At 46.6% G+C, this 1,090-nt stretch carries 1 protein-coding gene; it reads left to right on the forward strand.

Annotated elements, in window-relative coordinates:
- Positions 1-192, forward strand: a 192-nt coding sequence (locus tag ACUVJL_RS36280) for a hypothetical protein (RefSeq protein WP_445250244.1), incomplete at its 5' end; no start/stop codon positions are given.
- Between the last annotated feature and the right edge of the window lie 898 nt (positions 193-1,090).

The following is a 1,090-nucleotide window of genomic DNA, read 5'->3' on the forward strand; positions in this document are numbered from 1 at the left end:
GACGATATTGAGGAGTTGACAGCGGCTCGATACGGATTGGGACAAGTTCATTCAGCGATGAGAAATAATCTGGAAGCTATGAAATATTTGCGAATGGCAAAAGATGGATATACAACTTTGGGAGATTTGCCAATGGTGGAGAAAGTTGAGAAGCAATTGCGAGATTTGCAAAGGAGGGAAGAGAGAAAATAGTAACGGGCTGTGACGTTAATTCCGGCAGGGAATTAATTCCTTGCCTCAAAGCAACTCTGGACACGGCAATGCCGTTTCCCTACCCCAAAATAATCGTAGCACGGGCGAGAGATCCCAGCCATCGCCCTCGATAAAAGATGTAACCATCACCTGATTAATTGTAGGGAAACGGCACTGCCCATTAGTGTCAACTTAAGACTAAAAGCCTTGAGAAATTTCGTTTTTAACCTAGTCTAGATCCCCCTCGCATCCCCCTTAAGAAGGGGGACTTTGACCAGACTCTTGTCCCCCCCTTATTAAGGGGGACTTTGACCAGACTCTTGTCCCCCCCTTATTAAGGGGGACTTTGACCAGACTCTTGTCCCCCCCTTATTAAGGGGGGCTAGGGGGGATCTAAGTTTAACAGTCAAACCGGAGTCTGTGACTGGGTTAGAAGTTAAGTTGACACGAAGAAGGGCACGGTGCCGTGTCCTGACTGCCCATTAGTGTCAACTTAAGACTGAAAGGCTTGAGAAATTTCGTTTTCAACCCAGTCTAGATCCCCCTAAATCCCCCTTAAGAAGGGGGACTTTGACCAGACTCTTGTCCCCCCCTTAAGAAGGGGGACTTTGACCAGACTCTTGTCCCCCCCTTATTAAGGGGGGCTAGGGGGGATCTAAGTTTAACAGTCAAACCGGAATCTGTGACTGGGTTAGAAGTTAAGTTGACACGAAGAAGGGCACGGTGCCGTGTCCTGACTAAAATCAACTAATAGCCAACTTTTTTCTACAGTCCTCTTTAAAGGACTTTCGCTATCAGCCAGGAAATGAATTCCCTGGCGGATTGGCGGACTGTCGGACTTATCAGAGTGTAGCAGATATCATCTACTAAAAAAACCATGAAATCAACACACAAAAAA

Source organism: Microcoleus sp. OTE_8_concoct_300 (assembly GCF_031383065.1).
Lineage (GTDB): Bacteria > Cyanobacteriota > Cyanobacteriia > Cyanobacteriales > Microcoleaceae > Microcoleus.